The organism is Pannonibacter phragmitetus DSM 14782 (assembly GCF_000382365.1).
GTDB classification, from domain to species: Bacteria; Pseudomonadota; Alphaproteobacteria; order Rhizobiales; family Stappiaceae; genus Pannonibacter; species Pannonibacter phragmitetus.
This window is the reverse complement of sequence record NZ_KB908239.1, coordinates 1-22293: the sequence shown is the minus strand read 5'-3', so window position 1 is coordinate 22293 and position 22293 is coordinate 1. Positions and strand designations below refer to the sequence as shown.

Genomic DNA, 22293 nt, shown 5'->3' with positions numbered 1-22293 from the left:
GATCCCACTCCATGATGCTCCTTTCCGGGCGGGTTTTCCGCCCCGTACCACGAATGCCCTTGCGTACTTCCGCGGGGCCAGCGCGTTTTGCAGAGTTTCAGTTTTGCTCTGAAACAGGGTCATCAATGCCAGGCGTCAATTTCCCACCCGGATGGATCCGATATCGCCCAGTAGTCCGAAGCCGCGCATCAGCCACAGGACAACAACAATGACGACCACAACATTCAGGATCGATTTGATTTTCCGGTCCATCGGCACATAGGTGTTGATCGCCCAGAGCCCGATGCCGACGACCACCAGAGTTACGATCAGATTGATCAATGACATGAAGTTTCTCCCGTGTTGTGTCCGCAGGCCCAGGCGTTGAGGGGCAGTCCCTACAAAGGGCCAAAGGCCGTCACCAAAGACCGTCAAAAGGCCGCTAGCGGACCTGCAATTCACTGCTGAAAAGAAGTCATGACCGGGTTGCGGTGACGCCGCACTTACCTGGATCAGTCTGCCCGCATAAGGCGAGTTTTTCCCTGATTGCAGCTCTGGCCTCTATCGGGCAGGGGCATTGATACAGGTTAGGGCGATGGAAGTTGCAGCGGGTGAAGATGCGCTTCCGCCCGCATCTGAACTGGTTTGATCTGCCCCCCATTGCGGCGCGGTGCTGGCAATTTGCCTGAAAGAAAAAGGACATTGAATCATGGACAAGAACCGCATCAAGGGTGCCGTCAAGCAGACAGAGGGTGCGATCAAGGAAAGCGCTGGCAAGCTGACTGGCAACACTTCTCTGGAGATGAAAGGAAAGCAAAAGAAAGAAGAGGGGAGAGTGCAGAAGGCATACGGAAAAGGGAAGGACGTAATTCGAGATATTTAACGATGTGAGTCTGAAATATCTTGTAAGAAATTCACTTAGGGCAAAGCTGCATCAGAAAAACTGCAGAAATCCGGATGAGTGATGGTGCGCACGCTTCTGCGTCAGGACCAGTCATTTGGAGGTCAGCAGAAGATGTATCTGGGAGAGGATGACGTGATGGACCTGAACAAGTTCCGGATTGCCGACGCGCAGAGAAAGACCGTTAAAGCTGCATGGGATTTGCCGCTTTCTGACGCCGCAGCAAAACCTGCGGCGGGCGGTGGCTCTCAGGTTGCCGAGAAAAGCAAGAGTACAAGAAACAGAACCCGCACACTGAACGCGCACAATGCGGCCTGCCGTGCGCTTACCTGACGAAGACAACCGCCCCGGACATCGCGCCCGTCCGGGGCGGAGTTCACGTCAGGATAGGGCCTTCATGATCGAGATAGGTGCGGTCGAAATCCGCAAATCCGATGAGCCGTTCAAGGTCCAGGAACTCGACCTTGCCTTTCTGGAACGTCAGCAGACCGTCTTCACGCAATTGCCGCAAGACGCGATTGACGTGTACCGCGCTGAGGCCAAGGGCATCAGCAAGAAGATACTGGGACAAAGGGCAGGCATAGCCTGAGGCTGTGCCAATGCCAACAAGCCGAAGCCGCATCCCAAGTTCCAGGAGGCAATGTACCGTTCTTTGCGCAGCGTCCCGGCGCCCGAGATTCACAAGATGTTCGACCACCATGGCCTCATCGCGCGACGTTGCCCAGAGAATGGCGGTTGCAAGGCGCGGCGTAGCCGAGAAAGCCTCGATCAGGTCTTCGGATGTGATCTCGGATGCTTCGATGACCGTCACCGGTTCGACATTATGGTCTGCCGTCTGCAGGAGCACCGAGCGCAGTCCCAGAAAGTCGCCTGGAATCTGAAAGTCCACGATCTGCCGGCTTCCGTTGGGCAGCAGCTTGTATGAACAGGCCCAGCCTTCCGACAGGATATAGGCACTCTGGTTGCCCTGGCCTTCGTAAACGAGATCCTGACCAAGCGGAAATCGCCGCCTGCGTTTTTCGAATTCTCCCAGAATTGCAAGTTCCGTGTCCGACAGGACGACATAGGCAGCCAGCTTGCGTGCCAGCGGTGATTTTGCCGCAGGGTTTTGCAGGCCAGTTCCTGGTGGCCGGGCGGTAAGAAACCTGTTCATCAGCAATGTACCCCGGAGTCATGCCATTCTGAGTGGCAAACTATCAAATGAAATCTAGACCGAAATGAGAGCCGCAATACTGCTGCAGGTCAGTTTCTCCCAGAGATTATGTGCCATGCTGACAAGCCGAAGACGGGCTCTGCAAGGCTTGGCAACTGCCCGTGGATCCCGAAGAAAGGGAACAATCCATGCTGATACCACCTGATGTCGCCGGGACAGCTGCTCTGGCCATCTGTGAGTCGCTTCTGCTGGCGCTGAACGACGCCAAGGTCCTGCCGGAATCTGAGATAATTGGCGTTCTGACGGATGCAGCCGCCGCTCATGAAGCTACGGTCGGGACGCCCGAAGAGGAAGAGCTGGGAAAAGCCGTGTCGCGTTTGATCATCAAGATCATCAACAGCGGTAATTCTGTCCGGCGGATGTAATCCGGCGCAGGTGGCAGGCCTGCACCGCCCGATCTCCGGTTCTTCATGTCAGCAAGGGGGGGGGGACGGCAGGTTCTGCCGGACTGTTTTACACAGTGCTGATCTATGTGAGTGCCGCCGGCACCGGGGAAACGTATTCTCAAACCTATCGCAACCGGAGGACCTCAGACATGACATTGTCATTTCCAAATCGCATGCGGGTCGCGGACCCGGATTCTGGCCGAATTGCCTTTTCCGGACATGAAGGGGTGACGGAAATTCGCTTTTCCATTCCGTACCCGGTTCTCCAAAGCCTCAATGGATCAAGGCTTGATACGACAGCCAGCTACCTTGCGGCCTTTGATGTCATGCGCGAGCGCATTCAGGATGTGGCAGCGCGTACGCACGCCCGGGCGCGAAGGCCATTTCATATCCTCGACGCCTCGCAATTCTGACCGGCTCGTCTTCAGGAATGGAGCCCGTCTGCCTGAATGGCGGATTTGAGGGCAAACCCGCCTGCACTGGCGGCTGCAGACCATGAGCGTGGCGGCCGGTGTTGTGGCATGTTGCCTGTCAGAATTTCCTGAAGCCGAGTCGGCGCAGTGAAAGGGGCTGCCGCCCTGTTCTGGATGGGGTCCGGGCTTTGCGGAACCCGGGCACAGGCATGATTGCGCTGGTCTGGATCTCGCGGTGCCGGGGAGTTTGTGTGAGCTTCCGGGTGAGAGGCGGGGCTTGCGCAATCAGCCCGTGTCTTCCTGTTCGAGCCAAAGACTGACCAGTATATCTTTGGTGGCATTGCAGCTTCAGTAACTGCCGGAAGGGCTGGACCAGTTGCGGGACACTGCGCTGTCAGGCTGTTCCCGTGAAAAAGATGGCCGGCTTCAGGCCATGGCCCGATTTTCTGGAAGCGGCGTCTGGTACAAAGCCGTTCAGCGCCTGAAATGCATCCAAACTGCGAGTTGCCTGGCCCCGTCGAAACGCCGGGAGCCGCTGGACGGGGCGGCGTCTGATCCTGCCCCGCCCAATCAAGCTTAGCTCTTGCTGGCACCCAGTTTCGGGAAGGGGCTGGTGCCCGGCTTGTTGCTGTTGGCGAAGGGGACGGGGGCTGCCTTTGCGGCGGTCTTGTCCTGCTTCGGCTTTCTGATTTCGCGCGTGCTGCGCTTCTGACCCTTAGCCATGACGGAATGTCCTTTCGAGAAGAGAGCTGTCTGCGCTGCCGGAGGCCGGGCCTGCCGGAACGAGCGTGTCCTGTGATGCGACCCGCTCGTGACGTTCGTCCTCGCTGCGGATGCGGTATTTCGGGGTGTCGCCCTCGATGGGCAGACGGGCCGTGATGCGGTAGACGCCCGCGGCATGCAGCCGCTCCATGGAGCCACCGTTCAGCCGGACATCCTGCCCGACCTTGTAGAGATAGGCCGGCACGTCATGGCTGACGGGGCGCGGCGCAGGGCGGCGGGGACGGGCAGTGGAGGTCATGGGTCGATGGGTCCTTTGTCAGGTGATCCGGAACGGCAGTAGCGGCTATTCCAAGAGGTCCGGCGGCAGGGGATGCCTTTATCTTCGGGTCAGCGACTGCGATTTTGCGCGCCCGCTTCTGAGCTGACGAGTGGCGGCTGGCTTGAAGACTTCCCGGTAAGCCAAGCTCGCCGGGAGTTGGATGAGGCGCTGAGGCATCGAGCCTTGACGGCTGACTTGCCGAGCGGCGTTGCCCCGCAACCGAATAAGCTCCCGGGTGCGCAGTTCCCAGGTGAAGGGTGTCAGTCCTGTCCCGCCGCCATGCGCGGCATAAGCGCAGGCATATGTGCACAGCAGAAGACGCAATCCGGCAGCGGCGCGGGTCACAGAGCAGAGTGTCTATCTGAAGGCGAGGCCTCCGGACGGCCCGGATGCCGGATTGGCGAGTGCCATTCCAGACCGGAACGCAGTCTGTCTGCCAGTACATCCGTGGTCAGCGCAGAAAAATGTTCCGGTCCTGAAGCCGGTTCCCCGAATGCGCCACAAGGCGCGTCCAGTCACCGGAATTTGAGAAAACACAGCAAGGCTTTTGCATCGCAAAGCCATATCAATCAAATCAGCAAAAACAATATGCGCTGATATGGCGTTAAAAGCAATGCCTTCACCATTTTTATTTGAATGGCGAAAGAAAAAAATAAAATCCGGCCATGAAAAATGGAAGCAGCCTGTGCCTTTCGCGGCCAAAAAGTCTTCCGTCGCCGGTGTGGCTATAGACCTCTCCGAAGCATAGGGCGGTGTGCCCCGGAGAGGCTGCCGCGTTCTTTTTACGCTGCCCGCTCCGGCCAGGTGGCCATGGCGGCGAGGACTTCTTCGCGGGTGGGCATGCTGGCCTCGTTGCCAAGGTGCTGGATGGCGTGGGCAGAGGCGGCGCGGGCGAAGCGGAAGTGGTCTTCCCAGCTGCCTTCCGGGTTCTGCAGATAGGCAGCCACATAGGCGCCGTGGAATGTGTCGCCTGCCCCGTTGGTGTCGACGACCTTCTCCTTCGGCACGGCGAGGGACGGCATGTGCTGCACCGGGCCGTCGCCCTCGTACCAGTAGAGCCCGCGGTGCCCGGCGGTGACGCCACCCACGGGGCAGCCATGGGCGCGCAGATAGGCGAGGGTGCCGGGAATGTCGAGCTTCAGCTGCTCGCAGAACCGTTCCGAAACGATGGGCACGTCGATGAAATGCAAAAGCTCATCGGTGTTCTGCCGCACGGCACCGCCATCGAGCGAAGTGAGAATGCCGGCCTCGCGGCAGGTTTTCGCATAGTGGAGCGCGGCATCGGGCATGTGCCCGTCCAGATGCAGCGCCTTGCAGCCATTGAGGTTCAGCGGCGGGAAGGGATGCAGGAAGTCATTGTCGCGGCAGCGCACGATGGCGCGCTTGCCATCATGCGGCATGATGAAGGAGAGGGACGACTCGCGCACCTTGCGCCCATGCACGGAGATGCCGTAGCGCGCGGCCATGTCGAGGAACATGCGGGCGAGCCAGTCATCGGCAAGCGAACACAGAAGATCGGGAGCGGTCCCAAGTTTCGCGCAGCAGAAGGCAGCCGTGACCGCATTGCCGCCGAAGCTCACGGCATAGTCCTGCGCGATGGCTTTTTCATCGCCGGTGGGGATCTGATCGGCCAGGAACGTGATGTCGATATAGGCCTGCCCGATGAAAAGTGCCTTCATAGTGTCCGCCTCCCGGCAGTAAATCCGCTGCGGCCGGCACATACGGCCGCATATGGAGTGTTCAGTTCTTTTTTACTGGCCTGTACCATTGTGGTCAGCAACCCCTCGGGAATCAGGCCGCGCAATGACACGACGCTACATGATCTTTATCAGGGCTGTCTGCGTCGCCTTGATGCTGGCGCTGGCGCCCCTTGTCGCAGCCAATTTCGTTCTCGACAACTATGCCATTACCAACGCCCGCACCGAACTGGATGCGATGGCCAGGCGCTATGTGATGCGCGGCGAGTTCGCGATCAATGATGCGGTGACCACGCTTCAGCGCCTTGAGCGCAGTTCGGCCACCAGCTGCTCGCGCGAGGACCGGCAGATGCTTCTGGCCGCCGTCGGGCAGCTTGGCTTTCTGCAGCGCATCGGCCTTGTCGACCGCAACGGCGTGCGCATGTGTGTTGTTCCCGACGGTCAGATCAACGGCGAGGCGATCCTGCCGGCCGCCAAGCAGGATGCGCCGCTGGTGGGCATCGGCGTGATGGGCGTCCAGTTTCTGGGCACCCATGTTGCCATCGTCAGCTGGGACCTGATGAATTCGACCCGGCTCTTTGCCGAAATATCACCGGCTGCGGTATCGATTGATCCGGGGCCGGAGTATCTGCGGGCCTTCCGGCGTGCCGAATTGCGGCTCGGCAATGATGTGCCCTGGTTCTCCACCGGCGGCTTCAGCTCCGAGCTTCTGGAAAGCGACGAGATTCTGACGGTCGAGGTGCGCTCGGACCGCTATCCGCTGAAATCCATCATTGCGGTGCCGCGTTCTGCCGCCATCAGTCTGGTCGCGGGGCTGAAGATGATGGTGGCCGTGGTCTGCGCAGGGCTGGCCATCATCTTTATTGCGATCGGCGTCTGGTTCTCCTGGCGGCCTGACAGGGATGCGGATGACGAATTTGCCGCCGCCATCCGGCGCAAGGAGTTCATTCCCTATTATCAGCCGGTCATGGATATCGAAACCGGAAGCCTGCGCGGCTGCGAGGTGCTGATGCGCTGGCGCAACCGCGACGGCAGCCTGATCCCGCCGGCGCAGTTCATGCCCTACGCCGAAAGTACCGGGCATATCTTTGAAATGACCCGCATCATGATGCGCGAGACCGTCCGCGAGGTTGGGCCGCTCTATGCGGAAAACCCGGATCTGAAGCTGTCGGTCAATCTGTTTGCGGGCCACTTCAATGACCGGCGGATCATCGACGATATCAAGGAAATCTACGGCAACTCCGCCATCGCCTATCAGCAGCTTGTGGTGGAAGTGACCGAGCGCATGCCGCTGGAGGATCTGGAGCTGGCCCGCAAGCTGATCGCCGAGATCCAGGCCCTTGGCGTGCGTGTGGCGCTGGATGACGTGGGCACCGGCCATGGCGGCATGGCCTATCTGCAGAAGCTGGGCATCGACATCATCAAGATCGACAAGATGTTCATCGATGCCATCGGTACGGATGACAGCTCCACCACGATCGTGGATTCGATGGTGGAACTCGCCGACAATCTCGGCATGGGCATCATCGCCGAAGGCGTTGAGAAGGTCGAGCAGGTGGAGCGCCTGCGTGAATTGGGCGTGACGGCGGCACAAGGGTATCTCTTTGCGCCGCCGCTGCCCGGCAAACTCTATATCGAGCTCGCTCAGGCATTGACGGGCGAGCGCGATGCAGCCGGGGATTCGGCAGAAGCGGCCTGATCCTTCGAGGACTGAGCCGTCTCTTCTTCTTCACGCATTTCCGCCCGGTCTGCCTTGCTGCCGCCTGTGTTGACGGCCGGAAGCTGGTCCAGACTGCCCGCCGACAGAGGCTGCGACAGCTTGGAGCCATCCCGGTAAATCGCAATGGCTTTGAGGCCCAGTTCCCACGCCTTGAGAAACGCAGCGGAACAATCGGCGACAGAGGCATTGCGCGGCATGTTGACCGTCTTGGAGATGGCACCGGAGAGGAAGGGCTGCACCGCAGCCATCATCGTCAGGTGCCCTTCCAGGCTGAGGGCGCGCACGCCCCTGGGGCCGCAAGGCGTCGCGCAGTCAAACACCGGCAGATGCTGCGGGTCCAGATCCGCAGCCCCCTCGATGGTCAGTGCGCCGCAGGCATGGGCATTGGCCGCTTCGATCTCTTCCGGCAGGTAGCCCAGCCAGTTCAGCAGGTCGAATCCCGGCTGCTCCATTTCCGCTGCCGTGATTCCGAGGCAGCCGGTCAGTTCCTCCGGACCGGTGATCCACTGGCTCACAGCATCGCGGATATGGCTTGCGCCCTGCACAGCAGCCTCGATCCGGGCGAGACAGGCTTCGGTCACCCCCCGCTGGCGCAGGCTGTTCAGATTGACGCCCGGCGCATCCTTGAGCGACCCGTGTCCGACGATGTGCTGCACGATGCGGGTGATGGCATCCTCGCCATAGCCGAGGCTGTGCAAGGCCAGCGGCACCATGGCATTGATGATCTTGAAGAAGCCGCCGCCCGCCAGCGTCTTGAACTTGACGAGGGCAAAATCCGGTTCGATGCCCGTCGTGCTGCAGTCCATCACCAGCCCGGTTGTTCCGGTCGGGGCCAGCAGCGAAACCTGTGCATTGCGCCAGCCGAAGCGCCGGCCAAGCTCAAGCGCCCGGTCAAAGGCTGTGGCCGCAGCTGCGGCAAGGTCCGTGTCCGGGCACATGTCAAAGCCGGCAGAGTAGGGCGGCCGGCACACCCCATCATAGTGTGCCGGATCGCTCTCGCCCCTTGCGCAGGCCGCATGGTTTTGCAGCACCCGCTCCATGGAATGGCGGTTTTCGGCCAAGGCAGGGAAAGGCCCCATATCTCTGGCAAGCTCCGCCGATGTCTCATAGGCCGTGCCCGTCAGCACGGCGGTGAGCGCGGCCGCAAGGCTGCGCGCGGCGGAACTGTCATAGGGCAGGCCAAGCGACATGATAAGGCCGCCCAGATTGGCAAAGCCGAGCCCCAGCGGCCGGTGCCGCAGCGTGTTATGTGCCACGGCCCGCGAAGGATATTGCGCCATGGTGGTGGAAATATCGAGGCTGACCGTCCACAACCGCACCGCATGGCGGAACCGCTCAAGACAGATCTCGCCATCCACCTGTACGAATGCCATGAGGTTGAGAGAAGCGAGCACACAGGCCGTGTCGTCCACGAACATGAATTCGGAACAGGAGTTCGAGCCATTGATGCGGCCCGAAGCCGGGCATGTGTGCCAGCCGTTGATGGTGGTATCGAACTGCAGTCCGGGATCGGCCGAAGTCCAGGCCGCGCGGGCAATCCGCTGCCAGAGTGCTTCGGCCCTGATGCTGCGGCCTTGTCCTGCCTGTGCCGCCGTGGTCCGGCGCGCAGACAGGTGCCAGTCGCCGCCTGTCTCCAGGGCCTGCAGGAAACTGTCCGGAAGCCGGACCGAGTTGTTCGCATTCTGGCCGGAGACGGTGCGGTAGGCTTCCGAATCCCAGTTGATGTCGTAGGTTTTCAGCTCGGGCAGCTCGTGGCCCTGCGAGGCGCTGCGCAGGATCCGGTCGATGAAACTGTCGGGGATCTGGGCGGCACGCGCCTCCTGAATGACCGCATCGAGCTCTGTCTTGAACCGCTCGCCCGTGGTGTGATGGCCGCTGATGGCCCTGACCAGCGAAATGATCCGGTTGAGGCACTGTCTGGCCAGCTGGGAGCCGGAAACGAGCGCGGCGACCTTTTCTTCCTCGGCCACCTTCCAGTCGATGAAGGCTTCAATATCCGGATGGTCAGCATCCACGACGACCATCTTGGCCGCAGCACGGGTTGTGCTGCCAAGTCTCAGTGATCCGGCAGCCACATCTCCGACCTTGAGAAAGGAGAGGAGCCCGGCTGAGCGGCCGCCGTGGTCCAGCGGCTCTCCGGCGCCGCGCAGGCGTGAAAAATTGGAGCCGGTTCCGGAGCCATATTTGAAGAGCCGTGCCTCCCGGACCCACAGGTCCATGATGCCGTTCTCATTGACCAGATCATCCTCCACCGAGAGGATGACGCTGCCGTGGACCTGAGGACGCTCATAGGCCGTGCGGGAGGGGATGACTTCGCCGGAGACGGGATCGCCATGCCAGTGGCCCTGTGCGGCGCCTTCGATGCCATAAGCCCAGAAGAGGCCGGTGTTGAACCATTGCGGGGAGTTCGGAGCGGCAGCCTGAAGCGCCATCATCACGCGCATCTCGTCGAAGAAGGCGCAGGCATCGTCTTCGCCGTCAAAGGTGCCGGTTTTCCAGCCCCAGTAGGTCCAGGTGCCAGCAAGCCTGTCAAAGACCTGCCGTGCCGAGGTTTCCGGCCCGAAGCGCGCCTCTTCGGGAAGAGACTTGAGCGCTTCCCCATCGGGAACCGATCGCTGCAGCCAGACCGGGACACCGTCCTCCGGCACTTTCTTCAGACATGCAGCAACGCCCGTCTTGCGGAAATATTTCTGGCACAGCACATCCGCTGCAACCTGGGAAAAGCGCTCCGGCACTTCCGATACAGCTTGCCGCGACAGAACCTTGCCGCCCTGTGTGCGCACTTCGCTCTGGTGCCTACGGAAACGAATATCGCAATATGCCGGCGCTCCGGCTTTGGTGAAAAGTCGGCTGATACGCATTTGGCCCCCGCAAACGCATTTGAATGAGGTGCAAATCTGGAAGCCGCCAGTTCATTTTGCGAACGAACGCGGCAACGGTCTGGATTTTAACAAAATATTAATCACTCGAAAGTGGGTGGCATATCTTTCGCTTCAATCATGGGAGGAAGTGAAGTTGAAGTTTTTATCTGAAAGTGACAGCCGTTTGCCCAAGACATTGATCGTGCGTCATCTGCCTCGAATTAATCATGTTTCGAATATCTGGAGGAAGGTCTATGCGCCATGCCGTTCATAGACTGCTGCAATGGTGAGGATCAAAGATGATACGCGTATAAATTGTGCATTTTCGGCAAGCCCGTCCGGTATGGTTTGCTCCTCCGTCTGTCTTGGCCTTGACGCCGCGACACTGGTCAGGGCAAAAGCGAAGCAGTTTGATGAAGCTTGGTCAGGAGAGGACCCTATGGCTTCAAATGTCGGGAGTGGCCGGGCGTGGTGTTAACGCGGGCATCAACGAAGCAACTGCTCGCGCGCCTGCATGATGTGATCATGGCTGGCCTTGCCATGACAATCGCGCTGCTGGCGCGCTACGATCTTCAGTATCTGCCGCCTGCAAGCCGTCTGGCCTGGTGGGTGATCTCCTTTGCGGCCATCTCCGCCGTGATGTTTGCCCTGTTCGGTCTGGGTAAGGGCATCTGGCGCTTCGCCTCGCTGAGTGATCTGCGGAGCATCGTGCTGAGCAGCACGGCCTCGATCTTTGCGTTTCTCATTCTTCACCTTTTGATCGACCGCCTTGAGAATTTCCCAAGGTCGACGCCCCTGATTCTCTGGTTCGTCCTTATCGTGCTGCTCGGCGCGCCGCGGCTCATCTACCGTGCAGCAAAGGATGGGCATCTCAGAGGGCTCGGGTTTGGTGACCGGAGATGCGAGGGACGCGAGCATGTGCTGATCGTCGGCAAGGTCAGCGACGCGGACCGGGTGATCCGGAACTACAAACTGGAATCCTCTCGCCTCTACAAGGTTGAAGGGATTGTTGAGGCAGGAGAGGGCAAACGAAGTGGCCGGGCCGTGCGCGGTGTTCCTGTCGTTGGCTCGATAGACGAACTGGATCAGATTGCTGCGCGGCTGGCGCGTAATGGTGTCCAGCTTTCTGCACTGCTTCTCGCAACACCGCGAGGCGGGGAGGAGGGAATGCAGGTCGTTGCCGCGAGTGCGGCAAGGCTGAAACTGCCGCTGCGCCGTGTTGTCAACCGTCCACTGACTGGCGCAGAGCCGGATCTGGCCAACATTACCCTTGAGGACCTTCTGGGACGCCCGCCCGTTCAACTTCAGCTTGAAGCAATAAGGTCGCTCATCAAGGGGCAGACAGTCCTGATCACTGGCGCCGGAGGAAGCATTGGTTCGGAGATTGTCCGCCAGGTTGCGGCATGTGAGCCAGCTTCTCTCATACTGGTCGATTCAAGCGAATATGCCCTTTACGAGATCGATCTTGAGGTCTCGCGGCTGGTGCCGGGGCTGCCGCGCAAAGCGGTTATCGGCGATGTCCGGGACCGGCGCCGCATTTTCGAGGTGATGGATGCCGGCCGTCCGGCCCTCGTTTTCCATGCGGCTGCGCTGAAACACGTGCCTCTTGTCGAGGACAACGTCTGCGAGGGCGTGCTCACCAATGTCGCCGGTTCGCGCAATGTGGCTGATGCTGCGGTTGCCTGCGGCGCCCGGGCGATGGTGCAGATTTCAACGGACAAGGCGATCCGGCCAACCAGTATGATGGGCACAACCAAGCGTCTGGCGGAAGCCTATTGTCAGGCGCTGGATATAAGCGGAGTAAGTACGCGGTTCATCACTGTCCGGTTCGGGAATGTGCTCGGATCCAACGGTTCTGTGGTTCCGCTTTTCAAACGCCAGATAGCCGCCGGCGGTCCGATTACGGTCACGCATCCCGACATGCGCCGCTACTTCATGACGATCCGTGAGGCAACGGAGCTGGTTTTGCAGGCTGCTTCGGCCGAGATTGGCAGGGAAGAGACGCGTGGCCGTGTCTTCGTGCTCGACATGGGAGAGCCCGTAAAGATCCTGACATTGGCCAGAACCATGATTTCGCTCGCCGGGCTCCGTCCGGATGAGGACATTTCGATTGAGTTCACAGGTCTGCGCCCTGGTGAGAAGCTGTTTGAAGAGCTTTTTGATGCCAATGAGGTCACAGCCTCGCATGATGCAGACGGCTTTTTCATCGCTTCCGCGAATTTTGTGCCGCTCGAGCGGATGGTGACACAGGTCGATCAGTTGACAGCCTGCGCCATGACTGGGGCAAGTGAGCAGTGCCGTAGCATGCTGCAGGATGCCCTCGCCGAGATTGAATCAGGCTCCCAGGCTCCCGCAGCGGCGAGCTGAAATCATCATCAAGCTTACGCAGTGACGTAGAGCCTGTCGTGGCAAGAAGGAATGCAATGTTGAGTGACAGCTCTGAGAGACTGACAGCTGCCGGCAGCGGCTTTGGGCGAGCAATGGAGTTGCTGCTCGTTGCTGTATTTGCTGCGTTGCCTCCGGTGTTGACCTTTGCCCGTGTATCTCCTCCTCTGTTTCTGGCCGTTGCTGTGGTCGCGGCTTTCGGGCTTGGCTGGGCCTATTGCGGATGGGCGATGTTCTCGGATTTTGCAAGGCGGCTTCGCTCACCTGTGCTCTGGGTCTCTCTTTGCTGTATTGCCTTGATGTTTCTGTCAGTGAACTGGACGCCTGAAGCGGTCCAGACGCGTGGCTTGAATTCATCATCCGGAGCGCTGTTCTGCGTTGTGGCCTCTGGCATCCTGTGGATCTCGACCGGTGCATTGCCCGAGGCGGTATCGACGCGAATCGTCCGGCGGATCGGTACGGCGCTGCTCTTTGCGCTGCCGGTTACGGCAATCCTGATCTTTATTCAGTATCATACCGGTGGCGCCCTGAATGCGGCCATCGGTGCTGATCCTGACAACTACATTCTCAACCGTTCGGCAGTCGCCATCGCCATATTCATCCCATTTGCTGCTCTTGCTGCGCCACAAAGGCAATGGCTAAAGCTTTTGCTTTTGGCCGCTTGCGCAGTAGCGACGTTTCAGACCGAGAGTTCTTCGGCACAGCTGGGCGTGCTTCTGATCGCCATTCTTCTGGTGCCGGCTCTTATCTGGCCCAAGCTGACCTATCGTGCCGTAGTGGCTGGAATTCTGCTTACCTTTCTGTTCATGCCGCTAATCGTGAGCCATGTGAACAGCATGATCCCTCAGGCAATCCATGAGCGCGTTGGTTATGGATCTCTGACAATCCGTGGGTTGATCTGGACGGAGTACGCCAATCTGCTGCCGAACAAGCTCTGGCTGGGTTATGGCATGGAAGCGTCCAAGGTCGCCGATACGCTCCCTGAGGTCGCGAGCTATCCGCCAGAGCGGCTCAAGCTTCTTTCACTTGGGCACAGTCACAATGCGTCCGTTCAGCTGTGGTTCGAACTCGGGCTTGCCGGAGTTGTCCTGTTTGCCATTGCCATGGCTCTGGCCTTCCTGCGGATCGGGAGGCTCAAGGAGAGGGACCTGACAGCCGCTACATTGACCATTGCGGTGATTTATGGCGTTTCGGTGGTCAGTCATGGGGCCTGGCAGGGATGGTGGCTAAGCCTCATGGCGCTTGCTGCGCTGCCCTTCATGCTCAAATGGCGCTGCTCGTCTGTAGAGAGTGCGAGCCGGTAGCTGGCGGGCGCTGCCGCATGATGAGAGCTTAATACCAATGCTCGATGAGCTTGACTCATCGAGCATTGGTTAAGCCCGTGCGGCGCTTGAGTATTTTAAAGGCGTGATGCGTCAGCATCGAAAGCCTTGGTATAAGGTGAAGCCCGCATCTCGGGCCCCTGCCGCGCTTCCAACGGCTTGCGGCGGTCGAGGGGATGCGATCGTGCAACGACGTGCAGGCCCCTGTGACAAGTCCGCGGCCTTAACCGGGCTCCTTGCCGTCCTTATCATCCGTCACCAGCCTGCCTTCCTCGGCCTTGTAAATATACTGGCTTGCTACCAGCCAGCCCTTGAGGGGGCGGAGGGGCGGGATGCAGGTGAGGAGCAGCAGGGGCAGCGTTGTGACGAGGTGGACCCAATAGGGCGCCGTGAAGGCAATTTCCAGCCACATGGCGAAGGCAACGCTCGGAACGCAGGCAAAGCAGATGACGAAGAAGGCCGGGCCATCCGCCGGGTCGGCGAAGCTGTAGTCAAGGCCGCAGACTTCACAGGACGGGGCAAGGGTGAGAAAGCCCTTGAACAGATGCCCCTGGCCGCAACGCGGGCAGCGCCCGCGCACACCGACATGGGCGGGCGACTGGGCTGGCCACTGGCTGGATGTCTCGATGGGCATGAGGGCCTCCTTATGCTGGCCGGTTTGCGGCAAATCAGGATATTTCCTTACCCGCTAACTGCGGCGCAGACGCGTCTGGAGCAAGATGCGTTTTGACGCAGGGGGCAAGGAGGGCAGGCCGGCAACTTTTGTGCCCGGCGGGAACTTGGTCCCAATGCCTCTTCACCGCTGGTATCAAGGCTTTGAGCGGCTGACGCATCATGCCTGGAGCACGTTCGATGAAAACGGAGCGGCCGGTGGTGCTCTGGCTGTCTGTTTTCACGCGATTGCGGGCGCAAAACCGGCGCCTGCTTTTGCTGGGATTGGCCTCACACAGGCTCTGGCACCGCGCGGGCCTGGCCAGTTGCGGGTGACGCAAGTCTGCCGGGTGCTTGCCGCGTGCTGCCGTAAACAGAAATGCCGGAAACAGTGTCTCCGGCATTCTTCAAGCGTGTCGAACGGGTGGCAGCGGCTCAATACTGCCGGAAGAGAGCAACGAGCTTGCCCTGGATGCGCACGCGGCCGGGGCCGAAGATGCGGGTTTCATAGGCCGGGTTGGCAGCCTCCAGCGCCACGGAAGCGCCCTTCTTGCGCAGGCGCTTGAGCGTTGCCTCCTCGTCATCCACCAGCGCCACGATGATGTCGCCGCTCTCGGCCGTGTCGGTCTTGCGGATCAGCACCGTGTCGCCATCCAGAATGCCGGCCTCGATCATCGAATCGCCGCGCACTTCCAGCGCATAGTGCTCCCCGCGGCTGATCAATTCCGGCGGCACGGAGATGGAGTGGCTGTGGGTCTGGATCGCTTCAATCGGAACACCGGCAGCGATGCGGCCCATGACCGGGATGGAGGTGAAGTGAGGGGCGGTTTCCGCCACCGGGGCGGACGGAGCGGCGGCCGGGGCAGATGCCTTGCCGAGCGATCCCTCGATCACAGATGGCGCAAAGCCTTTGCCGCGCGGCGAAGACAGGCCCGGCGTGACCGAATCCGGCAGGCGGACCACTTCCATGGCGCGCGCCCTGTTGGGCAGGCGGCGGATGAAGCCGCGCTCCTCCAGCGCCGTGATCAGACGGTGAATGCCGGACTTGGACCGGAGGTCCAGTGCGTCCTTCATTTCGTCAAAGGACGGCGGAACCCCGGATTCCTTCAGGCGCTCATGAATGAACATCAGCAGTTCGTGTTGCTTGCGCGTCAGCATGTGAGGTCCCCGTTGGAGGGTCTGGTACAAATCATGAACGTACCTTAGCTGTTCTCACTGTGTTCCACAAGTCTTAAGGTGAGGTTAGCGGGATGTTCCTGTTGCATGCACTCAAGACCACACACCGCCGCTGCGCCTTTTCCCGGCAGAACGGTTCCTTGCTTGCAACCGCCTCCCGGTCCGGCTTGACTTCATGCGCCGGTGTCCCGAAAGCTGGCGAAAGAAGACATAGCTCCCGGGCTGCCTGCGCCCCGCAGGCGGCCTCACCCCGCCTTAAGCGGCATTCTGCTTTGGGGCGGCGCCACTGGGACCCCGAAAAGACCGAAGATGAACAAGCCTGTCACCATCACCGCCCATTCCGCCTGTCCGCATGACTGCCCCTCCACCTGCGCGCTGGATGTGGAGGTGACGGCAGAGGGCCGTATCGGCCGCTTGCGAGGGGCGGCGGACAATCCCTTCACGGCAGGGGTCATCTGCGCCAAGGTCGCCCGCTATGCCGAGCGGCTGTACCACCCGGACCGGCTGCTGACGCCGATGGCCCGCGTTGGGGCGAAGGGGGAAGGGCGGTTCGAGCCCATCACCTGGGACGAGGCACTGGACCTTATTGCTGCGCGTTTCCTGGAGGCGGAGGCTAAGCACGGGCCGGAGACGGTCTGGCCCTATTACTACGCCGGCACCATGGGCCTGGTGCAGCGCGACAGCATCCATCGCCTGCGCCATGCCAAGGGTTATTCGCAGCAGTTTTCCTCGATCTGCACCAATCCGGCCTGGACCGGTTATGTGGCCGGAACCGGGCTTCTGGCCGGGCCGGACCCGCGCGAGATGATGAAGGCCGACCAGATCATCATCTGGGGCACCAATGCGGTGGCGACGCAAGTGAATGTGATGACCCACGCCATCACCGCCCGCAAGACGCGCGGCGCCAAGATCATCGTGGTTGACGTCTACCGCACCGAAACGATGAAGCAGGCGGATATCGGGATCGTGCTGAAGCCCGGCAGCGACGCGGCGCTGGCCTGCGCCATCATGCATGTGCTGTTCCGTGACGGACTGGCCGACCGGGAGTATCTTGCCCGTTACACCGATTGCCCGGATGAGCTGGAGGCGCACCTTGCCACACGCACGCCGGAATGGGCCGAGGCGATCACCGGCGTTCCGGCTGAAGAGATCACGCAGCTCGCCCGGATGATCGGTGAAGTGAAGCGCACCTTTATCCGCCTTGGCTATGGCTTCACCCGCAGCCGCAACGGCGCCGTCTCCATGCATGCGGCGGCCTGCATCGCAGCTGTTGCCGGCTCCTGGCAGTATGAGGGAGGCGGGGCCTTTCACAACAACGGGGCGATCTACAAGCTCGACAAGTCGATGGTCGAGGGCAGTTCCCTTCGTACCGGCACAAGGTTCCTCGACCAGAGCCTCATCGGCCGAGTGCTGACCGGTGACACGGAGGCGCTGGCTGGCGGACCGCCGGTCACGGCGCTGCTGATCCAGAACACCAATCCGGTTTCGGTCGCACCCGAGCAGACGCTGGTGAAGCAGGGTTTTGCCCGCAAGGATCTCTTCACCGTGGTGCATGAGCAGTTCATGACGGACACCGCCCGCTATGCCGACATCGTGCTGCCAGCCACGCAGTTTCTGGAGCATGACGACATCTACCGGGGCGGCGGCCACCAGTACATGCTGTTCGGCCCAAAGCTGACGGAAGCGCCGGGCGAGGCGCGGGAGAACATATTCGTTATCAACGAATTGGCGAAGCGTCTTGATGCAAGGGATCACCCCGGCTTCCACATGAGCGCCCGCGAGCATGTGGACTGGATGCTCGTCAATTCCGGCTATGGCACGCTGGCCGAACTGGAGGCCGGGCGCTGGAAGGATCTGCAGCCGGACTTCCGCACCGCCCATTATCTCGATGGCTTCGGCCATGCGGACGGCAAGTATCACTTCAAGGTGGACTGGGGCTTCACCGCTGCGCCCAACCGGCCGGAAGACGGCAAGCCCTTCGGCGCCCACGCGGCCATGCCGCGCCTGCCGGATTACTGGAACGCGGTGGAGAATGCCGACGCGGAGCATCCGTTCCGGCTGGTGACGGCGCCCGCCCGCTCCTTCCTCAATTCCAGCTTCACCGAAACGCCTGGTTCCACCAAGAAGGAAGGCGGCCGGCCGGAGGTCTGGATGCGTCCCGGCGAAGCCGCCGCTGCGGGGCTGGAGGATGGCGCCCGCGTTATCCTGGGCAACCGGCGCGGCGAGGTGCGGCTGCATCTGCGCCATGTGGAGGGGCTGGCCCCCGGCACGGTGGTGTCGGAAGGCATCTGGCCCAACACGGCCTTTGAAAACGGCAATGGTATCAACACGCTGATCGGCGCCGAGCCCATTGCCCCCTATGGCGGTGCCGCCTTCCATGACTGCGCCGTATGGGTGCGCCCAGCCGTGTAATCCGCCGGTGGCGTGCGCGCGGCGAAGCTGCTAGTCTTTCCTTGCGGCACGGTGCGCATCGGGGGCTTGAGGCTCGCGGAAGGGAGAGATCCGCGTCCTTGCAACAAAGGCCCGCCGGGAGTGGTGCCTGCCGCCTCAGGGGCTTCGGCCTGCGTCCTGTTCCTGTGGGCAGGATGCAGACTGTCAGAGCCTTGCGGGAGGAACCAGACATGCCCACGGTGACGTCTCAGCATCAGAGCCGTATCGAGGCGGCGCTTGCCAGCGGGCAGGCGGCGCGCTCGCCCATTGCCGCATCCTGGGCCCGATCGGCCCACCTGCATGGCCTTGATCCGGTGAAACGCCGGGTGGAGCCGCGCCTGACGGCTCAGGAACTTGCCCTCGTGCGCGAGCGCATGGGCGGGCTTGTGGCTGCCGCCGCGCCCCATCTCGACTGGCTGTTCCAGACCATCGGCGGCCTTGGCGCCTGTGTGGTGCTGGCCGACGCGGAAGGTATCGCGGTGGAACGGCGCGGCAATTCATCCGAGGACCGCGATTTCGCCGCCTCCGGCCTGTGGACCGGCGCCGTATGGTCCGAAGCGGAAGCCGGCACCAATGGCATCGGCACCTGCCTTGCCGAGGGCAGGGCCGTGACAATCCATCGTGACCAGCATTTTCTCGCCCGCAACATCGGCCTCACCTGCACCTCCGCCCCCGTGCATGACGCCAGCGGCCAGCTGGCGGCGGTGATCGATGTGTCCACGGCCGAGCAGGACGTGTCCGCCGCCGTGCTCAGCCTCATCAGCCAGACGGTGCAGAACACTGCGCAGAAAGTGGAGGCTGATCTCTTCCATGCTGCCTTCCCGAAGGCCCGTGTGGTGCTTGTGCCGGGCGGCGGCACGCATGGCCTTGCCGCCCTTGTGGCGGTGGATGAGGATGATCTCGTCATCGGCGCCACACGCGGGGCGCGCGCCATTCTCGGCCTCACCTGCGATCCCGCCGAAAGTCCACGCCCGCTTGCCGATCTTCTCGGCCTGCCGGTGCATGAGCGGCTTGAGGATGCGGAGCGCGCCGTGCTGCACCGGGCACTGGCGCGGGCCTCCGGCAACGTCTCCGCCGCCTCCCGCGCCCTCGGCCTCTCCCGCGCCACGCTGCACCGCAAGCTGGCGAAGGAGTGAGGGGGCGTCCCCCTCAGTATGTCATCCCGGCTTGCCGCGCAGCGGCAAGCCGGGATCCAGTAACCCCGGCGGAAATGATGGCAAATACCGGGGTTACTGGATCCCCGCCTGCGCGGGGATGACAAGGTGAGAAGCTGCGGTGGAACGGCTTTCCGTCAATCACCGCGGCACAGCGAGGATGAGCCCCCACAAAAACCCGCCATCATCTGTCGCAGAACTGCGACAGGGCACGGGCGGGGGCTTTCCGGCATGGCTCCTCAGACCGTCCGCCGTGCGTCAAGCTCTTCCCATGGCCGCGAGGAGGCGGCCCGTTGGAGGAGACAAGCATGAACATTCAGGCACAGGCGGATTTCCGCACCGTTTCACCGTTCCGCGAGCGCTATGACAATTTCATCGGCGGCAAGTTCGTGCCGCCGGTCAGCGGCCGCTACATGGACAACATCACCCCGATCACCGGCGCCAAGATCTGCGAGGTGGCCCGTTCCGATGCCGCCGACATCAACGCCGCGCTGGATGCCGCCCATGCGGCGCGCGAGGCCTGGGGCAAGACCTCTGCCGCCCACCGCGCCAACATCCTCCTGAAGATCGCCGATGTGATGGAGGCCAATCTCGACGTGCTGGCCGCTGCCGAAACCTGGGACAACGGCAAGCCGATCCGCGAGACGACCGCCGCCGACATTCCGCTCTCCGTCGATCACTTCCGCTATTTCGCCGGTGTGCTGCGCGGGCAGGAAGGCACCATGAGCGAGATCGACCATGACACGGTCGCCTATCACTTCCATGAGCCGCTGGGCGTCGTCGGCCAGATCATCCCGTGGAACTTCTCCATCCTGATGGCAGCGTGGAAACTCGCTCCGGCCCTGGCTGCGGGCAACTGCATCGTCATGAAGCCGGCCGAGCAGACCCCGGCGGCCATTCTGGTGCTGGCCGAGCTCATCGGCGACCTGCTCCCCGCAGGTGTGCTCAACATCGTCAACGGCACCGGCGCCGAAGCTGGCCACGCGCTGGCCTCGTCCGGCCGCATTGCCAAGATCGCCTTCACCGGTTCCACCGCCACGGGCCGCAAGATCATGGAAGCGGCGACGGTCAACCTCATTCCGGTGACGCTTGAACTGGGCGGCAAGAGCCCCAACATCTTCTTCTCCGACGTGATGGCGCAGGATGACGCCTATCTCGACAAGGCGGTCGAAGGCTTCGTGCTCTTTGCCTTCAACCAGGGCGAAGTCTGCACCTGCCCGTCGCGGGCGCTGATCCAGGAAGACATCTACGAGGAATTCATCGCCCGCTGCATCGCCCGCGTGAAGGCCATCAAGCAGGGCGACCCGCGTGACCCGTCCACCATGGTGGGCGCACAGGCCAGCCAGCAGCAGCATGACAAGATCATGTCCTATCTGCAGATCGGCGTGGAGGAAGGCGCGGAAGTGCTGACCGGCGGCGACGCCGCCCGTCTCGGCGGGGATCTGGCCAACGGCTTCTACATCCAGCCGACCATCCTCAAGGGCCACAACAAGATGCGCGTGTTCCAGGAGGAAATCTTCGGCCCCGTCGTCTCCGTTACCACGTTCAAAACTGAGGAAGAGGCGCTGCATATCGCCAATGACACCATGTACGGCCTTGGTGCCGGTGTGTGGACCCGCGACGGCACCCGCGCCTACCGCTTCGGCCGGGCCATCGAGGCGGGCCGCGTCTGGGTCAACAACTACCACGCCTATCCCGCCCACGCGGCCTTCGGCGGCTACAAGCAGTCCGGGATCGGCCGCGAGACCCACAAGATGATGCTCGACCACTATCAGCAGACGAAAAACATCCTCGTCAGCTACAACCCAAACAAACTCGGCTTCTTCTGATCTCCCTCCCGGGACACATCCACTTGGCGGCACGGGCAACCGTGCCGCTTTTTTGTGGTGGCACCGCCTCACCATGTCATCCCGGTTTGGCGCGCAGCAGCAAGACCGGGATCCAGTGCGACCGGAGCAGGAGATGGCTGACACCGGGGCTACTGGATCCCCGCCTGCGCGGGGATGACGGCGGAAAGGCGGCAGAACGATTGACGGCAGGGACGCACTCCATCTCCATCGTCATCCCGGCCTTGAGCCGGGACCGGAGAGCCGGGGTGATTGCCGGTTCGATGCGGAAGCAGGATAGACCGTGGCTCACCGGTACCGGATCTTCGCTTCGCTCCCGTCCGGTATGACGATGGAGAGGTTGCGGCTGGTCGATTGGCCGCTGGATCGTGCGTTCCTGACAGGTCCCGGCACAAGGCTTGGACGGTACGTGTTATGGGGTTGCGTTTGTGTAAGTACGAAAAGTATCTAAAAATTTCAAAATATAAAAACGACCTCATCTATGATAAATTGTAATGCTTAATAAGGCTTTTGCAGAAAGACCTTCCGGGGGAAGATCCGTATGTTCTATTTATCATTCTTGAGAATGCAGCATTCTCCTCAAAGCCTTTGTCTATCGCGTCGCGAGTCTCGTGTCTCCAATGATGGTATTTCCAAATAAGCTCGAATTCACCGATGTGTGCCGGTAGAAGATGTTTGTCGATGTCAGTTGCACATGTATCAATTATAGACAGCCACTTTTTAAGCTTGTCTTCACGAAGTTTTTCAGATTTTCCAGCCAGGGTCATGGGATCGTCGAAGTATTGCGGATCCCTGCCAAAGCTATGAGCCACTTTGTTGCGCAAGCGCCGCATTTTGTCGAGGTTTCCAACTTCGGCTTTCAAAAGATCAGGCGTTCTCCCAAATAAACTTTGGTAAGCTTGTATTCGTGCGGACCACTCTCCCTTAACCAAAGGGATAATTTTATTATAGGTGTCGTCTTGAACATTTCTCTTAAGCCAACTAGTTCCATCAATAGCCCTAGACTGACCAAATCGTAGAAGTGAACCGTCCTGGCTTTCCAGGAGGCTCCTATTTGTGAGAAGGAGCTGAGATGAGCGCTACAAGGAACAAGTTTTCGGGTGAGTTTCGCGACCG

At 61.1% G+C, this 22293-nt stretch carries 19 protein-coding genes; 10 read left to right on the top strand and 9 right to left on the bottom strand.

The features are described 5' to 3' along the window. Window positions 1-135 precede the first annotated feature (135 nt). Window positions 136-327, bottom strand: coding sequence for a Thivi_2564 family membrane protein (locus tag H163_RS0121285; RefSeq protein ID WP_026356159.1), 192 nt, complete (start codon window positions 325-327; stop codon window positions 136-138). Between the two features lie 361 nt (window positions 328-688). On the opposite strand from H163_RS0121285, the gene H163_RS23410 reads away from it, so the two are divergent. Then, entirely contained in the window at window positions 689-862 is a 174-nt protein-coding gene (locus tag H163_RS23410; RefSeq protein WP_019966642.1) for a CsbD family protein, read from the top strand. Between the two features lie 81 nt (window positions 863-943). After that, window positions 944-1213: a hypothetical protein gene (locus tag H163_RS0121275; RefSeq protein WP_019966641.1), complete on the top strand. Its 270-nt coding sequence runs from the start codon at window positions 944-946 to the stop codon at window positions 1211-1213. Window positions 1214-1256: 43 nt separating this feature from the next. Here H163_RS0121275 and H163_RS0121270 read toward each other — a convergent pair whose 3' ends face one another. After that, window positions 1257-2033: a Crp/Fnr family transcriptional regulator gene (locus tag H163_RS0121270; protein WP_051105448.1), complete on the bottom strand. Its 777-nt coding sequence runs from the start codon at window positions 2031-2033 to the stop codon at window positions 1257-1259. A 161-nt stretch (window positions 2034-2194) separates the two neighbouring features. Here H163_RS0121270 and H163_RS0121265 point away from each other — a divergent pair, with 161 nt between their 5' ends. After that, a complete protein-coding gene (locus H163_RS0121265) occupies window positions 2195-2458 on the top strand; it encodes a hypothetical protein (RefSeq protein ID WP_208975463.1) in 264 nt (87 codons plus the stop codon). A 170-nt stretch (window positions 2459-2628) separates the two neighbouring features. Next, window positions 2629-2892 carry a DUF1488 family protein gene (locus tag H163_RS0121260; protein WP_026356157.1) on the top strand — a complete coding sequence of 88 codons (264 nt, stop codon included), beginning with the start codon at window positions 2629-2631 and terminating at the stop codon, window positions 2890-2892. A 576-nt stretch (window positions 2893-3468) separates the two neighbouring features. Here the strand turns inward: H163_RS0121260 and H163_RS24625 are convergent. The 4 genes from H163_RS24625 to H163_RS0121245 all read right to left on the bottom strand — a co-directional run bounded on the left by H163_RS24625 (window position 3469) and on the right by H163_RS0121245 (window position 5613). Next, the gene (locus H163_RS24625) at window positions 3469-3615 is read right to left on the bottom strand and encodes a hypothetical protein (protein WP_019966638.1); all 147 of its coding nucleotides are present in this window, start codon (window positions 3613-3615) and stop codon (window positions 3469-3471) included. After that, on the bottom strand, window positions 3608-3913 hold the full coding sequence (locus H163_RS0121250) for a hypothetical protein (protein WP_019966637.1): 306 nt from the start codon (window positions 3911-3913) through the stop codon (window positions 3608-3610). Before H163_RS0121250 ends, H163_RS24625 begins: the two co-directional genes overlap by 8 nt. A gap of 378 nt (window positions 3914-4291) precedes the next feature. Then, window positions 4292-4636, bottom strand: a complete 345-nt coding sequence (locus tag H163_RS24530) for a hypothetical protein (protein ID WP_147290420.1) — start codon at window positions 4634-4636, stop codon at window positions 4292-4294. Between the two features lie 80 nt (window positions 4637-4716). Next, on the bottom strand, window positions 4717-5613 hold the full coding sequence (locus H163_RS0121245; RefSeq protein ID WP_019966636.1) for a sugar kinase: 897 nt from the start codon (window positions 5611-5613) through the stop codon (window positions 4717-4719). A 124-nt stretch (window positions 5614-5737) separates the two neighbouring features. On the opposite strand from H163_RS0121245, the gene H163_RS0121240 reads away from it, so the two are divergent. Continuing rightward, window positions 5738-7330 (top strand): EAL domain-containing protein, encoded by a 1593-nt coding sequence (locus H163_RS0121240; RefSeq protein ID WP_026356156.1) that lies wholly within the window; start codon window positions 5738-5740, stop codon window positions 7328-7330. On the opposite strand, the gene H163_RS23405 is transcribed toward H163_RS0121240, so the two are convergent. Further along, window positions 7276-10212, bottom strand: a complete 2937-nt coding sequence (locus tag H163_RS23405) for a vitamin B12-dependent ribonucleotide reductase (protein WP_115336443.1) — start codon at window positions 10210-10212, stop codon at window positions 7276-7278. The genes H163_RS0121240 and H163_RS23405 overlap by 55 nt on opposite strands. A 420-nt stretch (window positions 10213-10632) precedes the next feature. Here H163_RS23405 and H163_RS0121230 point away from each other — a divergent pair, with 420 nt between their 5' ends. Further along, window positions 10633-12579 carry a polysaccharide biosynthesis protein gene (locus tag H163_RS0121230; RefSeq protein ID WP_208975462.1) on the top strand — a complete coding sequence of 649 codons (1947 nt, stop codon included), beginning with the start codon at window positions 10633-10635 and terminating at the stop codon, window positions 12577-12579. Between the two features lie 56 nt (window positions 12580-12635). Then, window positions 12636-13901 carry an O-antigen ligase family protein gene (locus tag H163_RS0121225; protein WP_026356154.1) on the top strand — a complete coding sequence of 422 codons (1266 nt, stop codon included), beginning with the start codon at window positions 12636-12638 and terminating at the stop codon, window positions 13899-13901. A 241-nt stretch (window positions 13902-14142) separates the two neighbouring features. Here H163_RS0121225 and H163_RS0121220 read toward each other — a convergent pair whose 3' ends face one another. Together H163_RS0121220 and lexA are read right to left on the bottom strand one after the other, a co-directional pair. Then, window positions 14143-14553: a DUF983 domain-containing protein gene (locus H163_RS0121220; protein WP_019966631.1), complete on the bottom strand. Its 411-nt coding sequence runs from the start codon at window positions 14551-14553 to the stop codon at window positions 14143-14145. A gap of 452 nt (window positions 14554-15005) precedes the next feature. Then, complete coding sequence (lexA, locus tag H163_RS0121215) at window positions 15006-15728, bottom strand: transcriptional repressor LexA (RefSeq protein WP_019966630.1); 723 nt, start codon at window positions 15726-15728, stop codon at window positions 15006-15008. A 327-nt stretch (window positions 15729-16055) separates the two neighbouring features. Here lexA and H163_RS0121210 point away from each other — a divergent pair, with 327 nt between their 5' ends. The 3 genes from H163_RS0121210 to adh all read left to right on the top strand — a co-directional run bounded on the left by H163_RS0121210 (window position 16056) and on the right by adh (window position 21159). After that, window positions 16056-18158: a molybdopterin oxidoreductase family protein gene (locus H163_RS0121210; RefSeq protein WP_019966629.1), complete on the top strand. Its 2103-nt coding sequence runs from the start codon at window positions 16056-16058 to the stop codon at window positions 18156-18158. 209 nt (window positions 18159-18367) lie between these two features. After that, window positions 18368-19312 carry a helix-turn-helix domain-containing protein gene (locus tag H163_RS0121205; RefSeq protein ID WP_019966628.1) on the top strand — a complete coding sequence of 315 codons (945 nt, stop codon included), beginning with the start codon at window positions 18368-18370 and terminating at the stop codon, window positions 19310-19312. 326 nt (window positions 19313-19638) lie between these two features. Further along, window positions 19639-21159, top strand: a complete 1521-nt coding sequence (adh, locus tag H163_RS0121200; protein ID WP_026356153.1) for an aldehyde dehydrogenase — start codon at window positions 19639-19641, stop codon at window positions 21157-21159. Window positions 21160-22293 lie beyond the last annotated feature (1134 nt).

Excerpts from the sequence above, each read along its gene's own strand:
- H163_RS23410 (WP_019966642.1), top strand. The coding sequence starts at position 689 with ATGGACAAGAACCGCATCAAGGGTGCCGTCAAGCAGACAGAGGGTGCG.
- H163_RS0121225 (WP_026356154.1), top strand. The coding sequence starts at position 12,636 with ATGTTGAGTGACAGCTCTGAGAGACTGACAGCTGCCGGCAGCGGCTTT.
- H163_RS23405 (WP_115336443.1), bottom strand. The coding sequence starts at position 10,212 with ATGCGTATCAGCCGACTTTTCACCAAAGCCGGAGCGCCGGCATATTGC.
- H163_RS0121245 (WP_019966636.1), bottom strand. The coding sequence starts at position 5,613 with ATGAAGGCACTTTTCATCGGGCAGGCCTATATCGACATCACGTTCCTG.
- H163_RS0121240 (WP_026356156.1), top strand. The coding sequence starts at position 5,738 with ATGACACGACGCTACATGATCTTTATCAGGGCTGTCTGCGTCGCCTTG.
- H163_RS0121260 (WP_026356157.1), top strand. The coding sequence starts at position 2,629 with ATGACATTGTCATTTCCAAATCGCATGCGGGTCGCGGACCCGGATTCT.
- H163_RS0121205 (WP_019966628.1), top strand. The coding sequence starts at position 18,368 with ATGCCCACGGTGACGTCTCAGCATCAGAGCCGTATCGAGGCGGCGCTT.
- H163_RS24625 (WP_019966638.1), bottom strand. The coding sequence starts at position 3,615 with ATGGCTAAGGGTCAGAAGCGCAGCACGCGCGAAATCAGAAAGCCGAAG.
- H163_RS0121285 (WP_026356159.1), bottom strand. The coding sequence starts at position 327 with ATGTCATTGATCAATCTGATCGTAACTCTGGTGGTCGTCGGCATCGGG.
- H163_RS0121210 (WP_019966629.1), top strand. The coding sequence starts at position 16,056 with ATGAACAAGCCTGTCACCATCACCGCCCATTCCGCCTGTCCGCATGAC.
- H163_RS0121275 (WP_019966641.1), top strand. The coding sequence starts at position 944 with ATGGTGCGCACGCTTCTGCGTCAGGACCAGTCATTTGGAGGTCAGCAG.
- H163_RS0121270 (WP_051105448.1), bottom strand. The coding sequence starts at position 2,033 with ATGAACAGGTTTCTTACCGCCCGGCCACCAGGAACTGGCCTGCAAAAC.
- H163_RS0121250 (WP_019966637.1), bottom strand. The coding sequence starts at position 3,913 with ATGACCTCCACTGCCCGTCCCCGCCGCCCTGCGCCGCGCCCCGTCAGC.
- H163_RS0121220 (WP_019966631.1), bottom strand. The coding sequence starts at position 14,553 with ATGCCCATCGAGACATCCAGCCAGTGGCCAGCCCAGTCGCCCGCCCAT.
- adh (WP_026356153.1), top strand. The coding sequence starts at position 19,639 with ATGAACATTCAGGCACAGGCGGATTTCCGCACCGTTTCACCGTTCCGC.
- lexA (WP_019966630.1), bottom strand. The coding sequence starts at position 15,728 with ATGCTGACGCGCAAGCAACACGAACTGCTGATGTTCATTCATGAGCGC.